The sequence below is a fragment of the Maccoyibacter intestinihominis genome (assembly GCF_040096355.1).
GTDB lineage: Bacteria > Bacillota > Clostridia > Lachnospirales > Lachnospiraceae > Maccoyibacter > Maccoyibacter intestinihominis.
This window is the reverse complement of sequence record NZ_JBBMEX010000010.1, coordinates 41,313-60,664: the sequence shown is the minus strand read 5'-3', so window position 1 is coordinate 60,664 and position 19,352 is coordinate 41,313. Positions and strand designations below refer to the sequence as shown.

The following is a 19,352-nucleotide window of genomic DNA, read 5'->3' as shown; positions in this document are numbered from 1 at the left end:
AATCCACTGGACAAGAACAAATGTTTTGTTTATGATGTTAGTATAACATAGCGAAGCGGACTCGTACAGATAGAAAAGGAGGAGCTATGAAATTTTTTCATTTAAGTGATCTGCATATTGGAAAACATTTATTTTATTATTCACTTTTAGAAGATCAAAAATACGTCTTTCACCAGATTTTGGAAGCGGCAAAGGAGGAACAGCCGGATGCCGTTCTGTTATGTGGCGATATTTATGATAAAACGATTCCGTCTGCAGAGGCGGTCAGTCTGTTTGACTGGTTTTTAACAGAGTTAAAGGAGACACTGCCAAAGGCACTGATCCTTATCATTGCGGGAAACCATGACAGTGGGGAGCGGTTAGAATTTGCACGGGAACTCTTAGAAAAAGAGGGTGTATTCATTGCCGGTCTGCCACCGCGGGAAACAGACGAAAAGATCCGAAAAGTGACGATGACGGATCCTGCCGGGGAAGTATGCTTTTATCTGCTGCCATTTACCAAACCGTCGCATCTGCGAAAAAAATACGAAGAAGAAAAAATAGACAGCTATGAAGATGCAGTGAAAAAATTATTAGAAGAGGAAGAAATAGATACAACAAAACGAAACGTTCTATTGTCACATCAGTTCTATTTATCCGGTGGCAGCGAGCCACTCACCTGTGATTCGGAGATCCGCATGGCGGGCGGGATTGATGAGATCGATACGAGACTGTTAGAGGATTTTGACTATGTGGCACTTGGTCATATCCACAGGGCACAGAGGATTGGAAAAGGACAGTGTTACTATTCAGGAACACCACTTAAATATTCCGTAAGTGAAGCATCCCATGAGAAATCTTTTCAGATTGTGGAATTAGGAGAAAAAGGACAGGAGCCGGTTGTACGAAAAAAGCAGTTAAAGCCGCTGCGGGAACTTTGTGTGCTGCGGGGAACACTGCAGGAGGTATTAGAGCAGAGAGAGCATGCGAAAGATTTTGTCAGCATTACCTTAACGGATGAAGAAGAACCGTATATGCCAAAGGAACAGTTAGAGCTGGTGTTTGACCATATTTTAGAGATCCGTATTGATAATGAAAGAACACGCAGGATTTTAGATCTTTATGAGGAAGAAGAGGAGACCGAAAGCCTGTTTGAATCGTTTGCCTCATTTTTTGAAACAGTGCAGGGCAGAAGCATGAATGAAGCGGAGCAGGAGGCGGCACAGGATGCCTGGAATGAGATCATAGAGGGGGGAGCAGAATGAAACCGTTAAAGTTAGAGATGTCTGCCTTTGGCTCGTATGCCGGATTGGTAGAGGTGGATTTTACAAAAGCGGGAAGCGGACTCTTTCTGATCACCGGAGATACCGGAGCAGGAAAGACGACGATTTTTGATGGGATTGCCTATGCACTCTATGATGAGACCAGCGGCGGGGAACGAAGCGGCAGTATGATGCGCAGTCAGTTTGCAGATGCAAAGACAGAAACCTATGTGAAACTGACGTTTTTAAGCCACGGAAAGATCTATCAGGTGAGAAGAAATCCGAAGCATAAGATACAAAAGGAATTGAAAAACGGTAACACCACACTGCGGAATATTCCAAAGAATGTTGAGCTGATCCTGCCGGACGGACAGGTGTTCCCAGAGAAAAAGCAGGGGACAGACCGCGAAATCGTGAATTTAGTGGGGCTGGATGTCAACCAGTTCACCCAGACCGCTATGCTGGCACAGGGCGATTTTCTAAAGCTGTTGTATACAAAATCCGATGATCGAAAGGCAATCTTTTCTAAGATCTTTCAGACCGGTTACTGTGCGAAGATCCAGGACTACTTCCGGCAGCAGGCTTCTGTCTTAAAGGATGAGTTAGAAAAACAGGAGCAGGCACTGCGGCAGGAAGCCTCCGGTGTCCGGTTGGATGAAGCCGGAAAGCTCAAAATGCAGGAACTCTTACAACATGACTTCTTTCCATGCGAAGAGGTACAAAGCCTGTTACAGGAAAATATCGTAGCCTGTAAAAAAGAAACCACGGACGTACAGAAAATAAAAGATGAAAAAGCAAAAGCCGTAGAACAACTGACAAAAGATATCAGCGTGCAGGAGCAGGTGAACCGTCAGTTTGAACACTTAAACATGGTGACGGAACAACTGAAAGATTTACAACACAAAGTAGAAACTGCAAAACAGGCACATGAAGCTGCAAAGCAGGAACTTGAAAAAAAAGGAGAGAGCATCCAAAAAGAGATCGCTGACATTGAACATTCCCTACCGCTCTATGAACAGGCAGAACAGGCAAAGGAAAAAGAGAAAAGCGGAAAGAAACGTTTAGCGGATTTAGAAAAGGATCAGGGAGTTCTTGGGACCTTAAAGCAGCGTATGGAAACGTCACAAAAGGAGTGGAACATCTGGGTTACGAAGGCAAAAGAAGCCGTAGCAGAGTATGAGCGTGTTTATGAGGCATTTTTCCATGAGCAGGCAGGGATTTTAGCAAAGGACTTAGAAGAAGGGATGCCATGTCCGGTCTGCGGCTCCACACATCATCCGTCTCTGGCAAAAATGGCTGAGGATGCACCATCCGAAGAAGAAGTGAAAAAGGCAAGGAAGAAACGGACAGAGGCAGAAGAACACCGGGAGCAGAGCGAGAGACAATATATGGAAGCAAAAAGTGCCTACGATACGAAAAGGCAGCAGGAAGAGACGGAGATCCGGGTACTCTTAGCGGAGGCGGCAAAAGAGCTAGAGCTTACTTCTAAGAATCTGGTCTATTCAGGAAAAGAAGAAGCCATGGCAATCTTAGAAAAGAACAGGCAGTTAAAGCAGCAGTTAGAATCTTCCGTAAAAAAGACACAGGAAGAGTTATCGCAGACACAGGAGCAGGAAGCAGTCTACAAAGGGCAGAAAGAACAGCTGTTACAGGAGACCGAGGGTCGCAAGCCACTGGAACTTACGGAGAAAAAACAGCGGCAAAGAGAGCTGTCGGAGGAGGTTCAAAACGCAGAGGACAGACTGCGGCAGCTTCATACCACACAGGAGATCAATGAGCGTATCCGTCAGAACCTGCAAAAGTATGATGCGAAACGGGAGCAGTTCAAAGAGCAGGCAGCAGTTGCAGATACGCTGAACCGCACGGCAAACGGACGGTTGAGTGGAAGTGTGAAGATGGACTTTGAGACCTATGTACAGAGGAAGTATTTTAAACAGATCTTAAAGGAAGCAAACCGAAGACTGATCAAAATGAGCCGTGGAAGCTTTGTCTTACAGTTAAAAGAAGGTCAGGAGAGCGGCAAGGGAAAAAATGAGGGATTGGATCTGGTAGTACACAGCCTGGTTACAAATGCGATCAGAGATGTCCGTACCTTATCTGGTGGAGAGGCATTCATGGCGGCACTTTCGATGGCACTGGGACTTTCGGACATTGTGCAGAGGACTGCGGGAGCGGTACAGTTGGAAATGATGTTTATCGACGAAGGCTTTGGCTCTTTGGATGACATCTCAAGAACGCAGGCATTAAATGTCTTAGAAGAACTGACCGGCAGTGGAAGACAGATCGGGATCATCTCGCATGTCAATGAATTAAAGGAGCAGATGGAGAAAAAGCTGGTTGTTTCTAAGGGGGAGAGGGGCAGCAGCCTGCACTGGGAACTGTAAATCTTAACCAAGTATAAAAAATATAAAAGAAAGGTTTAGATTTATTTTAGAATCCTTTAAGTTTTGCGTCACAGTTTGGTCATAAATAGTTCCTATAATGAAAACATCAAATGAATGAGGCAGCAATTACCTTATATATAGATTAACATTTTCATAACTAAACTCCTCGGAAAGTCCTTAGGAACCGCAAGCCCTAAGGACTTTTCCCAGTTTATCAGGATTTATCAGAGTTTATCTTTGGATTTTATTTGTACATTTTATCAAATTTGTTAAAATCTTAACATTCTTTTAGCACCACCCTTAAAATCCGCAAAATCCCTGTGTTTATTGTAAAAATTCGTAAATTTTCACAATAAAATCTATTAAAATCTTAAAAAATGTTTATAAAATTTAGGTGGCTTTTTTTAACAAATGAGAGTATTATATGTAACAGAAAAGTCAACGCATGAAGATATAGGCTTATATCGGGGAAGTTGCATGACTGTAATTAAGAAAATAAAAAGGAGTGAATAGCAATATGGAATCATTTAATTTTTTGCTGTTTCTGGCGATTATTTTAGTTTCCACAAAAGTACTGGGTATTTTTTCTAAAAAAGTTAAGATGCCACAGGTTGTAGGTGCTTTGGTGGCGGGCGTTATCTTAGGACCATCCGTATTGAATCTGGTACAGATGGAGAGTGATGGAAATTTCTTAGCATACATGGCAGAGATCGGTGTTATCTTACTGATGTTCTGTGCAGGACTTGAGACCGATTTATCGGAATTAAAGGCAAACGGTGTAGCTTCCTTTATTGTTGCAATGTGTGGAGTTATCGTTCCGTTAGCAGGAGGATTTATTGCATATGCATTATACTTCCATGTAGATGTATCAAGTTTTCATGAGTGTATGAAAGCAGTATTTGTCGGAACGGTGCTGACGGCAACCTCGGTTAGTATCACGGTCGAGACGCTGCGAGAGTTAGGACATTTAAAAGGAAAGGTCGGCTCTACGATCTTAGGAGCAGCGATTATTGACGATATCCTTGGTATCATCGTATTGACAATCGTAACCAGTTTAGAAGATACCAGTGTCAATCCGGCAACCGTATTTGGTAAGATTGCACTTTACTTTGTTGTGATCGCAGTCATCTGGTTTGTACTGGCAAAACTGAAACCATTCTTAGAGTCACAGGATCGATTGAGAAGAACTGCAATCCTTGCATTGGCATTCTGTTTCTTAATGGCATATGTATCCGAAGAGTTCTTTGGAATCGCAGATATTACAGGTGCATATTTTGCAGGACTGATGCTTTGCTCTATGAAGATCGAAACTTATGTCAATCGAAGAGTTGAGATACCTGCGTACTTAATCTTCTCACCGGTATTCTTTGCAAGTATCGGAATGAAGACCAACTTAGATGGTTTGAACGGCAGCATGATCCTGTTTTCCATCATCCTGTTAGTCATTGCTATTTTGTCAAAAGTTGTGGGATGCGGTCTGGGTGCTAAAATATGCAAGTGTACCAATAAAGAAGCATTGCGGATTGGTGTCGGCATGATCTCCCGTGGTGAGGTTGCCTTGATCGTGGCACAGAAAGGTTATCAGGCAGGCATGTTAAGCGATGACTTATTTGCACCGATCGTATTGGTGGTTATTGTTACAACCCTGATCACCCCAATTCTCTTAAGTATGGTATTTAAGGGAGAAAAACCGCAGGATACACCGGCAGCTCCGGCAGAGGGTGCAGGGATTTAGAATCTTCCGGCAGAGAAATACATAAGAGGGCAGTATTTAAAAGATAGAGAAAAAGAAAACCGTCATTGGAACCTGAGTGGAACCGATGGCGGTTTTTTGCTCTATAGGATCAGAGTGTCGAAAGACGATTTCAAGTTTTTTTGATTGGCAACTTGCACAAATCCGGGTCTGTTTTGTTCCGTTGTACGAAAATAAGAAAATCTAAGTCTGCCTGCGTCAGGCTGTGATGGAGTGACGCGTACGTCTTAAACACCCCGTCCATGGGGTGCTAAGACTTTTGCTGCCGTCCATGGCAGCAAAACACTATACATGAATAGCCAGACTAAGATTTACTAATTTTCTCCCAAAGTCACAAAAGCAGTCCCGGTTTTGTGCAAGTTGCCAGCCACTAAGTTGTGAGTCGCCTTTTGAACCCCCTGATTATATCAGATAAACCAGGTCTCCTGATTGGTCGATGAGACGGAAACGGCACCTGCCTGTAAAAGAGCCATAATGTCTTCTTTTTCTGAAACCATACCGCCGGCAATGACCGGGATCGGCGAGGATTTGCAGAGCTTTTGAATGACCTTTGGCATAAGTGCAGGAAGAATCTCGATACAGTCCGGTTTTCCGGTACGCATGGTTTTAAAAATACTTTCGTATGCCATGGAATCGATCACAAAAAAACGGTGAATCGTATACAGATCAAGCTCGCTGGCACGTTTGATCAGCAGAGCCTTTGTGGAAATAATACCATCAGCTTTTGTATATTGGTGGATAAAATCAATGGCGATCTCTTTCGGGCTGAGTCCGTGGATCAGATCCACATGCACCATGGCAATCTTCCCGGCAGATTTGACTGTTTTTACGATCTGAGGAATATTGCAGATATCGCCATAGAGAATAAACACAATGGAACTATCGGTTTCTAAACATTTTTTTAATCCGTCATCATCCTTCACGGCGGCGATGACAGGAGAGTTTTCTAAGGCTTCCATAAATTCAGAATGCATAAAGTACCTCCTTGTATAAAAAAATAAAAGGACAGTATGCCATCCGGCATCCTATCCTTCATTATATATGAAATAGTGAAAAATGAAAAGAATTATTCAGTTTTTGGATTGGGTTGGATTAATCTGCATCCGGCGGGGTATGTCCGGATGCAGATGGGAGAAATCCATATGTTTGCAGCCTATATTCTTAATAGCTCCCCTCATGAGCAACAGACCGGGTAGTCTGTATATATTACGAAGTCATTTGCTGCAAGCGAATTTGGAAATGGGTTGACGGCATCGCCGTCAAATCTATGTAGATTCTATCAATATTGGGTAGGGAAATTGACAGAAGTTACATACCAAGATACAAAAAAAGAGCAGGAAAATAAGGATGCTCTCGCATCTTTTTTACCTTGCTCATTCGTCTCTGTGGCTTACATTATTTATTTACTGCGGTAAGTATAACACCTAAATATGGAAAATGCAAGAGCCGATATTGTATAAAATGAAAAACATTCCAATTTTTTTACCTGAATATAGACAATATCTTGACAATAGAATCCATTGCAGATAACATAGAAGAGAAGTAAGTAAGAGGGACGGTGAAGATATATGACAGAAGAGGATAAAGGCGCGTACAGATATTGTAAGAATTGTGGAAGAGTGCTTTCACCGACCTACGAAGCAGAGCTTTGCCCGACATGTGAGGAGAACCAACTGTTTGATAAGGTCAGAGATTACATTCGTAAAAATGATGTCACGGAAATGCAGGTAGCCGAGCATTTTGGAATCCCGCAAAAGAAAGTGAAGGCGTGGATCAAAGAAGGAAGGATTGAGTATAAGGAAGATGGAGATAAGCGGGCATTGGTATCCATCCGTTGTGCAAGATGTGGAGCAAAAGTTACCTTCGGAACACTTTGCAGCCGGTGTCTGAAAATTATGAATAGTTCTAAATACGAGTATGCAGGAAACGACCTTGAGAAGAACAAGATGCGTTTCTTAGACAATGATGAATAATAAATAATGCATAGTTACATAGGATTTTTTGAGATCCATAGTAAATAATAAAAAAAGAAGTCCCATGCGGTCCGTACAGATTTCAGAGTATGACATTTTAATCTGTATGAACCACATGGGACTTTTTCTATATTTTTTTATAAAAGCATTTCTGTAATTAACTTACATGAAATTAACGCTCACATTTGCAGGCAGCTTCCACAAATCCTTTGAATAACGGATGCGGTCTGTTCGGTCTGGACTTGAACTCCGGATGAGCCTGTGTAGCAATGAACCATGGATGATCGGAAATCTCGATCATTTCCACAATCCTTCCATCAGGAGAAAGACCACAGAGGTTCAATCCTTTTTCTGTCAGTGCATTGCGGTAATCATTGTTGACTTCGTAACGGTGACGATGTCTTTCGTGGATGGTGGACTCGCCGTAAACAGCGTGGGCTTTGGAATCCTTGTCCAGTTCACAAGGATATGCGCCAAGTCTTAAAGTACCACCGATATCCTCTACACCGTCCTGATCCGGCATCAATGCAATAACCGGATGAGTAGTGTTCGGGTCTAACTCGATGCTGTGTGCATCATGGAAACCACAGACATTACGGGCAAACTCAATAATTGCAACCTGCATACCAAGGCAGAGACCAAGATATGGGATTTTGTTCTCACGGGCATATTTTGCTGCAAGGATTTTTCCTTCTACACCACGGCTGCCGAAACCGCCAGGAACCAGGATACCCTGCATAGAGCCTAATACCTCGTCCACATTTTCTTCGTTCAGTTCTTCAGAATCCACCCAGTGGATGTTGACCGTTGCACGTTCTGCAATACCGCCGTGTTTTAATGCTTCCACAACAGAGAGGTAAGCATCGTGGAGCTGAATATATTTTCCGACCAGTGCAATGTCTACTTCCTTATTCGGATGACGCAGGGCATTGACCATATCTTTCCAATCGGTTAAGTCCGGTGTTGGACATTCCAGATTTAAGCATTTACAGGTAACCTGTGCAAGATGCTCTTCTTCCATTGCAAGCGGAGCTTCATATAAATATTCCACATCCAGATTCTGTAATACATGATCGTTTGGTACGTTACAGAAAAGAGCGATCTTATCTTTGATCCCCTGGTCTAACGGCTGCTCGGAACGGCAGACGATGATATCCGGCTGGATACCCATTCCCTGTAATTCTTTTACACTTGCCTGTGTCGGTTTTGTTTTTAATTCGCCGGATGCCTTAATATAAGGAATCAGTGTAACATGGATCAGCATGGCATTTTCATGTCCGACCTCATGCTGGAACTGGCGAATGGACTCTAAGAAAGGCTGACTTTCAATATCTCCAACCGTACCACCGACCTCGATGATCGCAATATGTGTATCTTCAGAGGTAAAATTGCGGTAAAAACGGCTCTTAATCTCATTTGTGATATGAGGAATTACCTGAACAGTACCTCCGCCAAAATCGCCGCGGCGTTCTTTCTGAAGTACAGACCAGTATACTTTACCGGTTGTAACGTTGGAATTTTTGCTCAAGCTCTCATCAATAAAACGTTCATAGTGACCTAAGTCTAAATCAGTTTCTGCACCGTCATCTGTTACAAAAACCTCTCCATGTTGGATTGGGTTCATCGTGCCCGGATCAATATTGATATAAGGGTCAAATTTCTGCATTGTTACCTTAAAACCTCTGGCTTTTAAAAGACGGCCGAGAGATGCGGCAGTAATGCCTTTTCCGAGTCCCGAAACAACTCCTCCGGTGACAAAGACATATTTTACAGGCATAGGTGTTTCCTCCTTAAAAATTATATATAAATGTTTCCTGAATTTAAAATAACTCATATATTATACAACTAGAGAAAAAAGAAATCCACAATTTTAGAAAAAGAAATCAAAAAAGTTTAGAAAAACTTTAGAAAGGACAAGAAAAGTTCACGATATTCGTATTGATTTTAATAGAAAAGAAACATATAATAAGTACGATACTGCAAGAACTATGATGCAGCATGGAGGAGAGCATGGATAACAATCAGATGAACGGAAATAACAACAATAATAATAACAATAATAATCGGAACAACAAAAACGGGCAGATGTTTTTAGCGTTTTTACTGGTTTCACTGGTAATGCTGTTTATTATGAGCTATGTGAACAGCAAGATGGATCAGATGTCGAGTGAGGAGATTACCTATTCCCGGTTTTTGAAAATGGTGGAAGAGGACAAGGTAGAGAGTGTCGAGATCGGTTCGTCAGAGATCAAGATCACTCCGAAAGAGGAGAAAAAAGACACAAAGGTAAATAACGGTCTTACTACGATCCAAAAGACCTATTACACAGGAATCGTGGAAAATCCGGATCTGTTAAAGACTTTGGAAAAACACGATGTCAATATCAAAGGAACGATCCCGGATAATACCTCCGTATGGATTTATAATATTTTAAGTTTTGTGATCCCGTTAGTACTGGTATGGGTACTGCTTGGATTCTTAATGCGCCGGATGGGCGGCGGCGGAGTAATGGGCGTTGGTAAGAGCAATGCCAAGGTCTATGTGGAAAAACAGACCGGAGTTACCTTTAAAGATGTTGCAGGAGAAGATGAAGCCAAAGAGTCGTTACAGGAAGTCGTGGATTTCCTGCACAATCCGAAACGTTATACAGAGATTGGTGCGAAGCTGCCAAAAGGAGCGTTGTTAGTAGGCCCTCCGGGTACCGGTAAGACGTTACTTGCAAAAGCCGTTGCGGGCGAGGCAAATGTACCGTTTTTCTCATTGGCAGGTTCCAGTTTTGTAGAGATGTTTGTCGGTGTCGGTGCATCCAGAGTGCGTGATCTTTTCAAAGAGGCACAGAAGCAGGCACCATGTATTATTTTTATTGATGAGATCGATGCCATCGGAAAGAGCAGAGATGCCCGTTATGGCGGAAACGATGAGAGAGAGCAGACGCTGAACCAGTTACTTTCAGAGATGGATGGTTTTGATGCATCCAAGGGACTGCTGATTTTAGCAGCAACCAACCGTCCGGAAGTATTGGACAAGGCATTACTTCGTCCGGGACGTTTTGACAGACGGATCATTGTAGATAAACCGGATTTAAAAGGAAGAGAGGCAATCCTTCAGGTGCATGCCAAAGATGTCCTGATGGATGAGACCGTAGATCTGAATGCGATCGCATTGGCAACCTCAGGAGCGGTCGGTTCCGATCTGGCAAATATGATCAATGAAGCAGCGATTAATGCCGTAAAGCATGGCAGAAAATATGTCAGCCAGGCGGATCTGTTTGAATCGGTAGAAGTGGTCATTGCAGGAAAAGAGAAAAAAGACCGCATTATGGGACCGAAGGAAAAGAAGATCGTAGCATATCACGAGGTTGGTCATGCGTTAGTGACTGCATTGCAGAAAAATACAGAGCCGGTACAGAAGATTACAATTGTACCGCGTACCCACGGAGCACTTGGTTATGTGATGCAGGTGCCGGAGGAAGAAAAATTCTTAAAATCTAAAGAGGAATTAGAAGAAGATTTAGTAACCTTTATGGCAGGACGTGCAGCAGAAGAGATCGTATTTCATTCTGTAACAACCGGAGCGTCAAATGATATTGAACAGGCAACAAGAATTGCCCGTGCCATGGTAGCACAGTACGGAATGTCAGAGCGGTTCGGACTGATGGGACTTGCAACGGTAGAGAGCCAGTATCTAGACGGAGAAGCAAGACTGAACTGTGGTGAAGAGACCGCAGCCGAGATTGATAAAGAAGTCATGAAGATGTTGAAGGAAAGCTATGAGAAAGCAAAACAGCTTCTTTCAGAAAATCGGGAGGTACTCGATAAGATTGCAGCACATCTTTATGAGAAAGAGAATATTACAGGAAAAGAATTTATGAAGATTTACCGCGAATTGAAAGGAATCCCGGAGCCGGAGGAAGAGAATGTGGCAAAACAGGGTTCTTCCGTAGATTTCCGGGTTGGAGAAGAAGCAACTCACAGAGTAGATCTGAATAAGGCAACTTCGGAAAAAGAAGAGTCAGAGGAAGAAGATCCAAATAAAGAGAATTCCAGGGAAGAGGATTTTGAACAGGAGACCGATGTTTGATTTTGAGGAAGAATTAAAAAAACTGCCGGAAAAGCCGGGAGTCTATATCATGCATGATGCAAACGATGCCATCATCTATGTTGGAAAAGCGATCAAACTGCGAAATCGTGTCAGACAGTATTTCAGACCAAGCCATAATGAAGGGATCAAAAAAGATCATATGGTGCAGCAGATCGCACGGTTTGAATATATTGTTACGGACTCAGAATTAGAAGCGCTGATCTTAGAGTGTAATTTAATAAAGGAGCATCGTCCAAAGTACAATACGATGCTCCGAGATGATAAGACTTATCCGTATATCAGAGTGACGCTGGGAGAAGAATATCCCAGGGTCCTCTTTTGTCGTCAGATGAAAAAAGATAAGTCACGGTATTTCGGACCTTACACCAGTGCCGGGGCAGTCAAGGACACCATAGATCTGCTCCACAAGCTCTATCAGGTGCGCACCTGCAACCGTAAGCTGCCACGGGATATCGGAAAAGAGCGTCCGTGTCTGAACTATCATATCCATCAGTGCCAGGCACCATGCCAGGGGTATGTCACCAAAGAGGAATATGCAAAAAACATCCGAAAAGTGATGGATTTTCTGAATGGAAATTATAAGGAGATCATCACGGAGCTCGAAAGTAAGATGCAGCAGGCTTCGGATGAGATGAATTTTGAAAAAGCGATTGAGTATCGGGAACTGTTAGGAAGTGTGCGGGCAGTGGCACAGAAACAGAAGATCACAAATACCGATGGCGAAGATAAGGATATCATTGCATTAGCAAGAGATGAACGGGATGCCGTGGTTCAGGTGTTCTTTATCCGTTCCGGCAAGCTGATTGGAAGAGATCACTTTTATCTGCGGATTGCAGACGGGGAAGAAGAACAGGGAATCCTGACCTCTTTTGTCAAGCAGTTTTATGCGGGAACGCCTTATATTCCAAGAGAGATCGTGCTGCAAAGCGAGATCGAAGAAGAAGAGGTGATCTCGGAATGGCTGGCAAAGCGAAAAGGCCAGAAAGTGTATCTGCGGGTACCGAAAAAAGGAACGAAGGAACGACTGGTAGAGCTTGCGAAGAAAAATGCCCGGATGGTATTAAGTCAGGACAAAGAGCGTATCAAGAGAGAAGAAGGAAGAACGATCGGAGCATTAAAAGAAATCGCAGGGCTGTTAGAACTGGATGGAATCCGAAGGGTAGAGGCTTATGATATTTCCAATATCAACGGATTTGAAACCGTAGGTTCTATGGTGGTCTATGAAGGGGGTAGACCAAAACGGAGTGATTACCGCAAATTCAAATTAAAGAGTGTATCCGGACCGGACGATTATGCATCGATGCATGAGGTGCTGACCAGACGTTTCCGGCATGGTTTAGAGGAACAGAAGGAGTTAGAAGGACGGGAACAGGAACTTGGAAAATTCAGCCGTTTTCCGGATCTTTTGATGATGGACGGTGGAAAAGGACAGGTCAATATTGCCCTGACGGTGTTAGAGGAACTGGGGCTGTCCATTCCGGTCTGTGGAATGGTAAAAGATGACCACCACCGCACCAGAGGTCTGTATTTTCAAAATAAAGAGATCCCGATCGCAAGGGACAGCGAAGGCTTCAAACTCATCACAAGAATTCAGGATGAAGCCCATCGATTTGCCATTGAATACCACCGCTCCCTGCGAAGTAAGAGTCAGGTACATTCAATCTTAGATGACATTCCGGGGATTGGGGCGACCAGACGAAAAGCGTTGATGAAATATTTTGATTCGATAGAAGAGGTCAGAAATGCCTCGGAGGAGACCCTTGCAGGAATAGACAGCATGGATGCAAGAAGTGCCAGATCGGTCTATGAGTTTTTTCATAAGGAAGATCAGGAAGAAGATTTACAAAACTCTTCCTCAAAAGAGGCACCGGATTGTTGAAGCAGGGATTTTTCTATGATATGATGAATAGAGTAATGGGGAAAAACGGTAGATAAAGGAGAAGCGTATGAGCCAGAAAAGTGTAAGTGTATCAAAATTAGCAAAATTGTTGGATCTGAAGGTATTTACAAAAGAATTAGATATAAAAAAACATAAAGTAACCTTGTCCGATGTCAATCGGCCGGCATTGCAGTTGAGCGGATATTTTGAGTATTTTGAGCCGAACCGTGTACAGATCATCGGAATGGTAGAATACAGTTTCTTAAAGCAGATGGACCCGGACAAACGGATCGAAATCTATAATGCACTGTTAGAGAGGGAGATCCCGTGTATTATTTTCAGCCGTGATTTTGAACCGGATGAGGATTTTTTACGGATTGCGGAAGAAAAAGATGTGCCGCTGCTTGGAACACACCGTACGACCTCTTCTTTTATGGCAGAGCTGATCCTGTGCCTGAGTGAAGAATTGGCGCCATGTGTGACGATCCATGGGGTACTGGTCGATGTGTATGGCGAAGGACTTCTAATCACCGGAGAGAGCGGAATCGGTAAGAGCGAAGCTGCATTGGAGCTGATCCGCCGCGGTCATCGTCTGGTTACGGATGATGTCGTAGAGATCCGTAAGATCAATGAACATACACTGGTGGGAACATCCCCGGCGATTACCAGACATTTTATTGAATTAAGGGGAATCGGAATCGTTGATGTCAAGACATTGTTTGGTGTAGAGGCGGTCAAAGAAAAACAGAACATTGATCTGGTCATCAAATTAGAGGACTGGAAAAAAGAAAATGAGTATGACCGTTTGGGACTTGAGGAAGAATATACAGAGATTTTAGGAAATCAGGTAGTCTGTCATTCACTCCCGATCCGTCCGGGAAGAAACCTTGCAGTCATCTGTGAATCGGCTGCCGTAAACCACAGGCAGAAGAAGATGGGTTATAACGCTGCACAGGAATTGTACCGGCGTGTACAGGAGAATCTGAATAAGACAGAAGAAGATGAATAGAAAAAATAAAAAGAAAAGAGGTAAATAGTAAATGGAAAAAACAAATGCTTGGATGAAATATCCGGAAGGGGAAAAAAGAACACAGGTTTTTGATTTTGCAGAGGATTACCGCAAATTCCTTTCTGCATGTAAGACAGAGAGAGAATGTACGAGCTTTTTTGAGGCAAAAGCAAAAGAAGCAGGCTATCAGTTATTAGAGGATGCCATCAAAGAAAAGAAGAGCCTGAAGCCGGGAGATAAAGTTTATGTAAATCAGATGGGAAAATCCATTGCCATGTTCATCATCGGTAAAGAGTCGCTGGAAAAAGGCATGAACATCTTAGGTGCACATATTGATTCTCCAAGATTGGACTTAAAACAGGTACCGCTTTACGAAGATACGGAAATGGCAATGTTTGATACACATTACTATGGTGGTGTCAAGAAATATCAGTGGGTAACACTCCCGCTTGCACTTCACGGAGTAGTGGCAAAGAAAGACGGAACCGTGGTCAACATCAGCATTGGTGATAAGGAAAATGATCCGGTATTCGGAGTCAGCGACTTACTGATCCACTTAGCAGGCGACCAGTTAGAGAAAAAAGCATCCAAGGTCATCGAGGGGGAGAATCTGGATGTCCTGATCGGAAGCATTCCGGCAGACGTAGAAGAAAAAGACAAAGTAAAAGAGACTGTCAAAGCAAATGTACTGAATATCCTGCTGAAAGAATATGATATAGAAGAGGAAGATTTCTTATCTGCAGAGATTGAAGTCGTACCGGCAGGCGCTGCAAGAGATTATGGATTTGACCGTTCCATGGTCATGGGTTACGGACATGATGACCGTGTGTGTGCTTATCCGTCTTTCCGTGCAATGCTGGAGGTAGATACACCGGAAGTGACCAGTGTGTGCCTGTTAGTCGATAAAGAAGAGATCGGAAGTGTCGGTGCAACCGGTATGCAGTCACGTTTCTTTGAAAATGCAGTAGCAGAAGTGATGGAGCTTTGCGGTCAGTATTCCGAGTTGGCACTGCGCCGTGCATTAAGCAATTCACAGGTGCTTTCTTCCGATGTCAGTGCAGCATTTGACCCGAATTACCCATCCGTATCCGAAAAGAAAAATGTAGCATATTTCGGAAAAGGACTGGTATTTAATAAATACACCGGAGCAAGAGGAAAATCCGGCTCTAACGATGCAAATGCAGAGTACATGGCACATTTAAGAGCCGTATTAGATAAAGAAGAAGTTGCATACCAGACTTCAGAGCTTGGAAAAGTAGACCAGGGCGGCGGTGGAACCATTGCCTATATTCTTGCAAACTATGGAATGCAGGTCATCGACAGTGGTGTGGCAGTATTAAATATGCATGCACCTTGGGAGATTATCAGCAAAGTGGATTTATATGAAGCATTCCGTGGATATGTAGTATTCTTAAAGGAAGCATAGACAGGAGATTATGACAACAGAAAAGATATTTGATGAGGCTTTAAAAAATATTCTCTCAGAGGATGAGATTTTAAAAGATGAACCGATGAAACATCACACCACATTCCGGGTGGGTGGACCGGCCGAGTATTATCTCCGTCCGAAAAAAGAACAGGTGGCGGAGGTACTCCGCCTCTGTCTCACATATCAAAAGGAATACCTGATCATTGGGAACGGCAGTAATCTTTTAGTTTCGGACAAAGGCATTTCAGGTGTCGTTATCGAGATTGGAAAACAGATGGATGAGATTACCGTGGATGGTACCACCATATACGCACAGGCAGGAGCAATGCTTTCTAAGACCGCACATGCAGCCCTGGAAGCAGGACTGACCGGGATGGAATTTGCAGCAGGAATTCCGGGCTGTGTTGGCGGAGCGGTTGTGATGAATGCAGGTGCTTACGGCGGCGAGATGAAAGACATTTTAAAAAGTGTTACGGTACTTACCGCGGATGGACAGGAGAAAGAACTGACTCCGGGCGAACTGGACATGAGTTACCGCCATAGTAGTATTACTGAGGAACACTACATGGTGTTGGGCGTAACGATCGCTTTAGAGGCAGGCAGTCAGGAACAGATCCGTGCTAAAATGGAAGAGTTAAAGGAAAAGCGTGTAGAGAAACAGCCTTTAGAATATCCGAGTGCAGGCAGTACCTTCAAAAGACCGGAGGGGTATTTTGCGGGAAAACTGATCATGGATGCAGGTCTGCGTGGATTTCAGGTCGGCGGTGCAGCAGTATCTGAAAAACACTGTGGATTTGTCATCAATAAAGAGAAGGCAACCGCATCCGATGTTTATCGGCTGATACAGGAAGTGCAGCAGGAAGTATACCGGCAGTTTGGTGTAAAGTTAGAAACAGAAGTAAAAATGGTGGGGGATTTCAGATGAAATTAGTCATTGTAACAGGAATGTCAGGAGCAGGAAAAGGTACGGCAGTCAAGATCATGGAAGACATGGGATATTACTGTGTTGACAATCTTCCGATTCCCTTAGTAGAAAAGTTTGTAGATTTTACCCTGCAATCGGAGGATGAGTTAGAAAAGGTGGCAGTCAGTATCGATATCCGTAACAGCAATGCACTGAGTGAATTAGAGGGAGTCTTAGAGCGTATCCGCCAAAAGGGTATTCGCTTTGAGATCCTGTTCTTAGAGGCAGATGATTCGGTTCTTGTCAAAAGATACAAAGAGACGAGAAGAAGCCATCCGCTTGCCGGAGGTGGAAGGATTGATAAAGGGATCGGACTCGAACGTAAAAAACTTGCTTTTTTAAAAGAGCAGGCAGATTATATCATCGATACCAGCCGTCTGCTGCAAAGAGAGTTAAAGGCAGAGCTTGAGAGGATTTTTGTAAGGGACGAGGATTACCGGAACTTATATATTACCGTACTGTCCTTCGGGTTCAAGTATGGAATTCCGACGGATTCAGACCTGGTATTCGATGTGCGTTTTCTGCCGAATCCATATTATGTGGAAGGACTCCGTCAGAAGACGGGAAACGATATCGAGATACAGGACTTTGTCATGCAGTACAAAGAGGCACATGAATTTTTGGACAAGTTAGAAGATATGATCAAGTTCCTGATCCCGAACTATGTGACGGAAGGAAAGACACAGTTAGTCATCAGTATTGGCTGTACGGGTGGCAAGCACCGCTCCGTTACACTTGCAAACGAACTATATGACCGGTTGAAAGAATGTTCCGGCTATGGGATCAAGATCGAGCACAGGGATATAGGAAAAGATGCGTTGAGAGGGAAATAGAAGATGTCATTTTCCGGTGAGGTAAAAAAAGAACTGACAGAGCATGTCAGCAAGAGCCGTCATTGCCAGTTGGCGGAGCTGGCGGCTTTTTTGAATTTTTCCGGTATTAAGGCAGGAATGGGGGAACACCGTTTTTTGTCCTTTGAATCGGAGAACGAAGAGCTGGTTAGAAAATACTTTACTTTAGTCAGAAAAACATATAATATTAAAGTATGTATTACGAACGTAGAGGAAGAGCAGATCACAGGCAATCTTTTTCATGAAGATCTGACGGTAAAGAGCCGTTATCTGCAAAATTCCTGCTGTAAGAGAGCATTTATCCGGGGGGCGTTTTTAACATCAGGTTCGATGAGTGATCCGGAAAAAGCCTATCATTTTGAAATTGTATGCGACAGTGAACAAAAGGCAGTGCAGTTACAGGAAATGATCAACAGCTTTGGGATGGATGCTAAGACGGTACAGCGAAAGAAGAATTATGTGGTATATCTGAAAGAGGGCGAACAGATCTCAGATATGCTGAATATCATGGAAGCGCCGATTTCCATGATGAAGTTTGAGAATATCCGTATTTTGAAAGAAATGCGTAACAGCGTGAACCGACAGGTCAATTGTGAGACGGCAAATATACATAAGACAGTGTCTGCGGCGGTACGGCAGTTAGAGGATATCCGTTATCTGCAAAAGACCGTGGGACTTGAACATCTGCCGGTGCAGCTTCGGGAAATCGCATATGTGCGTCTGGAGTACCCGGATGCAACCCTGAAGGAATTGGGAACTTATTTAGAACCGCCGGTTGGAAAATCAGGGGTTAACCATCGTCTGCGAAAAATCGAGGCAATGGCAGAAGATTTAAGAATGGCAGGAAAATAGAGGAAGAGATGAAAAAGTTACTTTTTGTAGTCAATGGACATTCTGGCAAGGGTCAGATCAAGAATAAACTGTTAGATATTATAGATATCATGATAAAAGAAGGATACCATGTTCAGGTGCATACGACACAGGAACGGGAAGATGCAACGAAGGTTGTCCGTGAACAGGCAAAATACTATGATCTTGTCGTGTGCAGCGGCGGTGACGGAACCTTGGATGAGGCAGTTACGGGAATGATGCAGAGTGAAGTGCGTACCCCGCTTGGTTATATCCCGGCAGGAAGTACAAACGATTTTGCCAATTCTCTGGAGATTCCAAAAGATATGATACAGGCAGCAAAGACTGCAGTATTGGGAGTGCCGTTTTCATGTGATGTGGGAGAGTTCAACGGAGACTACTTTATCTATGTTGCAGCTTTTGGGATTTTTACGGATGTATCTTATGCAACCAGCCAGGAGTTGAAAAATGCACTCGGTCATGTGGCATATATCTTAGAAGGAGCAAAAAGACTTTATACAATTAAAACCTATCATATGCGGGTAGAATATGATGGAAATGAGATAGAGGGCGATTTCCTGTTAGGAATGATCACGAACTCTACTTCTGTCGGTGGATTTAAGAATATGACAGGCAAAGATGTGAAGTTAGACGATGGCCTGTTTGAGGTCACACTGATCCATAAGCCGAAAAATATTATCGAGCTGAATACGATCATTGCCAGTCTGACGAATCTGAAGGATGAGACGGACCTGATCGATTCTTTCCGGGCAGACAGCGTAAAATTTTATTCCGAGGAAGAGATTCCGTGGACACTTGACGGAGAGTTTGGCGGTGACCACAAAGAGGTGCAGATCAAGGACCACTGCAAAGCGGTGGACATTATGATAAACGAGAAATAATCTATAGAATACTTGAA

14 protein-coding genes are annotated in these 19,352 nt (G+C 43.4%); 12 read left to right on the top strand and 2 right to left on the bottom strand.

Annotation, left to right across the window (positions count from 1 at the left end; translation table 11 throughout):
• Positions 1–86: 86 nt before the first annotated feature.
• The 3 genes from WMO43_RS10405 to WMO43_RS10395 all read left to right on the top strand — a co-directional run bounded on the left by WMO43_RS10405 (position 87) and on the right by WMO43_RS10395 (position 5,360).
• Positions 87–1,244, top strand: coding sequence for an exonuclease SbcCD subunit D (locus WMO43_RS10405; protein ID WP_353531115.1), 1,158 nt, complete (start codon positions 87–89; stop codon positions 1,242–1,244).
• A complete protein-coding gene (locus WMO43_RS10400; RefSeq protein ID WP_353531114.1) occupies positions 1,241–3,625 on the top strand; it encodes an AAA family ATPase in 2,385 nt (794 codons plus the stop codon). Before WMO43_RS10405 ends, WMO43_RS10400 begins: the two co-directional genes overlap by 4 nt.
• A gap of 517 nt (positions 3,626–4,142) precedes the next feature.
• Positions 4,143–5,360, top strand: a complete 1,218-nt coding sequence (locus WMO43_RS10395; protein ID WP_353531113.1) for a cation:proton antiporter — start codon at positions 4,143–4,145, stop codon at positions 5,358–5,360.
• A gap of 425 nt (positions 5,361–5,785) precedes the next feature.
• Here WMO43_RS10395 and WMO43_RS10390 read toward each other — a convergent pair whose 3' ends face one another.
• The gene (locus WMO43_RS10390; protein WP_353531112.1) at positions 5,786–6,352 is read right to left on the bottom strand and encodes a glycerol-3-phosphate responsive antiterminator; all 567 of its coding nucleotides are present in this window, start codon (positions 6,350–6,352) and stop codon (positions 5,786–5,788) included.
• A 594-nt stretch (positions 6,353–6,946) separates the two neighbouring features.
• Here WMO43_RS10390 and WMO43_RS10385 point away from each other — a divergent pair.
• On the top strand, positions 6,947–7,351 hold the full coding sequence (locus WMO43_RS10385) for a hypothetical protein (RefSeq protein ID WP_177962939.1): 405 nt from the start codon (positions 6,947–6,949) through the stop codon (positions 7,349–7,351).
• A 172-nt stretch (positions 7,352–7,523) separates the two neighbouring features.
• On the opposite strand, the gene pyrG is transcribed toward WMO43_RS10385, so the two are convergent.
• Positions 7,524–9,128 carry a CTP synthase gene (gene pyrG, locus WMO43_RS10380; protein ID WP_177962940.1) on the bottom strand — a complete coding sequence of 535 codons (1,605 nt, stop codon included), beginning with the start codon at positions 9,126–9,128 and terminating at the stop codon, positions 7,524–7,526.
• Positions 9,129–9,361: 233 nt separating this feature from the next.
• Between pyrG and ftsH the strand changes: the two genes are divergently transcribed.
• The 8 genes from ftsH (at position 9,362) to WMO43_RS10340 (ending at position 19,335) form a co-directional block, all read left to right on the top strand.
• On the top strand, positions 9,362–11,431 hold the full coding sequence (gene ftsH / locus WMO43_RS10375) for an ATP-dependent zinc metalloprotease FtsH (protein ID WP_353531111.1): 2,070 nt from the start codon (positions 9,362–9,364) through the stop codon (positions 11,429–11,431).
• Positions 11,424–13,331, top strand: a complete 1,908-nt coding sequence (uvrC, locus tag WMO43_RS10370) for an excinuclease ABC subunit UvrC (RefSeq protein WP_353531110.1) — start codon at positions 11,424–11,426, stop codon at positions 13,329–13,331. The genes ftsH and uvrC overlap by 8 nt, the downstream gene beginning before the upstream one ends.
• A gap of 67 nt (positions 13,332–13,398) precedes the next feature.
• Positions 13,399–14,340 (top strand): HPr(Ser) kinase/phosphatase, encoded by a 942-nt coding sequence (hprK, locus tag WMO43_RS10365; protein ID WP_353531109.1) that lies wholly within the window; start codon positions 13,399–13,401, stop codon positions 14,338–14,340.
• 31 nt (positions 14,341–14,371) lie between these two features.
• Positions 14,372–15,766 carry an aminopeptidase gene (locus WMO43_RS10360; RefSeq protein ID WP_353531108.1) on the top strand — a complete coding sequence of 465 codons (1,395 nt, stop codon included), beginning with the start codon at positions 14,372–14,374 and terminating at the stop codon, positions 15,764–15,766.
• Positions 15,767–15,776: 10 nt separating this feature from the next.
• Positions 15,777–16,694 carry a UDP-N-acetylmuramate dehydrogenase gene (gene murB, locus WMO43_RS10355; protein ID WP_353531107.1) on the top strand — a complete coding sequence of 306 codons (918 nt, stop codon included), beginning with the start codon at positions 15,777–15,779 and terminating at the stop codon, positions 16,692–16,694.
• Positions 16,691–17,566 (top strand): RNase adapter RapZ, encoded by an 876-nt coding sequence (gene rapZ, locus WMO43_RS10350; RefSeq protein ID WP_177962946.1) that lies wholly within the window; start codon positions 16,691–16,693, stop codon positions 17,564–17,566. Before murB ends, rapZ begins: the two co-directional genes overlap by 4 nt.
• Positions 17,567–17,569: 3 nt before the next feature.
• On the top strand, positions 17,570–18,436 hold the full coding sequence (gene whiA, locus WMO43_RS10345) for a DNA-binding protein WhiA (RefSeq protein ID WP_177962947.1): 867 nt from the start codon (positions 17,570–17,572) through the stop codon (positions 18,434–18,436).
• A gap of 8 nt (positions 18,437–18,444) precedes the next feature.
• Positions 18,445–19,335: a diacylglycerol/lipid kinase family protein gene (locus WMO43_RS10340; RefSeq protein WP_353531106.1), complete on the top strand. Its 891-nt coding sequence runs from the start codon at positions 18,445–18,447 to the stop codon at positions 19,333–19,335.
• Positions 19,336–19,352 lie beyond the last annotated feature (17 nt).

Bases quoted from the DNA above. Each gene is read 5' to 3' on its own strand.
- WMO43_RS10405 (WP_353531115.1), top strand. From the start codon at position 87: ATGAAATTTTTTCATTTAAGTGATCTGCATATTGGAAAACATTTATTT.
- WMO43_RS10400 (WP_353531114.1), top strand. From the start codon at position 1,241: ATGAAACCGTTAAAGTTAGAGATGTCTGCCTTTGGCTCGTATGCCGGA.
- WMO43_RS10395 (WP_353531113.1), top strand. From the start codon at position 4,143: ATGGAATCATTTAATTTTTTGCTGTTTCTGGCGATTATTTTAGTTTCC.
- WMO43_RS10390 (WP_353531112.1), bottom strand. From the start codon at position 6,352: ATGCATTCTGAATTTATGGAAGCCTTAGAAAACTCTCCTGTCATCGCC.
- WMO43_RS10385 (WP_177962939.1), top strand. From the start codon at position 6,947: ATGACAGAAGAGGATAAAGGCGCGTACAGATATTGTAAGAATTGTGGA.
- pyrG (WP_177962940.1), bottom strand. From the start codon at position 9,128: ATGCCTGTAAAATATGTCTTTGTCACCGGAGGAGTTGTTTCGGGACTC.
- ftsH (WP_353531111.1), top strand. From the start codon at position 9,362: ATGGATAACAATCAGATGAACGGAAATAACAACAATAATAATAACAAT.
- uvrC (WP_353531110.1), top strand. From the start codon at position 11,424: ATGTTTGATTTTGAGGAAGAATTAAAAAAACTGCCGGAAAAGCCGGGA.
- hprK (WP_353531109.1), top strand. From the start codon at position 13,399: ATGAGCCAGAAAAGTGTAAGTGTATCAAAATTAGCAAAATTGTTGGAT.
- WMO43_RS10360 (WP_353531108.1), top strand. From the start codon at position 14,372: ATGGAAAAAACAAATGCTTGGATGAAATATCCGGAAGGGGAAAAAAGA.
- murB (WP_353531107.1), top strand. From the start codon at position 15,777: ATGACAACAGAAAAGATATTTGATGAGGCTTTAAAAAATATTCTCTCA.
- rapZ (WP_177962946.1), top strand. From the start codon at position 16,691: ATGAAATTAGTCATTGTAACAGGAATGTCAGGAGCAGGAAAAGGTACG.
- whiA (WP_177962947.1), top strand. From the start codon at position 17,570: ATGTCATTTTCCGGTGAGGTAAAAAAAGAACTGACAGAGCATGTCAGC.
- WMO43_RS10340 (WP_353531106.1), top strand. From the start codon at position 18,445: ATGAAAAAGTTACTTTTTGTAGTCAATGGACATTCTGGCAAGGGTCAG.